The sequence below is a fragment of the Pseudomonas sp. 65/3-MNA-CIBAN-0223 genome (assembly GCF_040310425.1).
GTDB lineage: Bacteria > Pseudomonadota > Gammaproteobacteria > Pseudomonadales > Pseudomonadaceae > Aquipseudomonas > Aquipseudomonas gregormendelii.
The window spans coordinates 1-277 of sequence record NZ_JBEOPV010000112.1 but is presented as its reverse complement, the minus strand read 5'-3'; the positions used below and the strand labels follow the sequence as shown (position 1 = coordinate 277).

At 42.2% G+C, this 277-nt stretch carries 1 protein-coding gene; it reads left to right on the top strand.

The features are described from left to right. On the top strand, nt 1–277 hold a 277-nt coding region (locus AAEZ09_RS28145; RefSeq protein ID WP_350601624.1), incomplete at both ends, for a hypothetical protein.

Here is a 277-nt window from a genome sequence, read left to right as displayed (position 1 = left end):
CTCTAAAGGATAAAGAGTTAAACACTGCCAAGATAAAGCCATTTAATACCATAATCAACGATATCTCACAAACGCTTAAACTCACCAATAAAGATATCGATCGCCCGCAGCACTCAATGCTCATCAAATATGCCAACTACCACTGGCGACAGCTAGAGGGTAGTCTAATCGATGGTGCGCTAGCCGTGGTGAAACAAGATGATATAAAGACAACAGGTTTGCCTACTGAGAAGCTAATCCATTATAACCGAGAGCTCATCAATCAAAACCCTGAGCC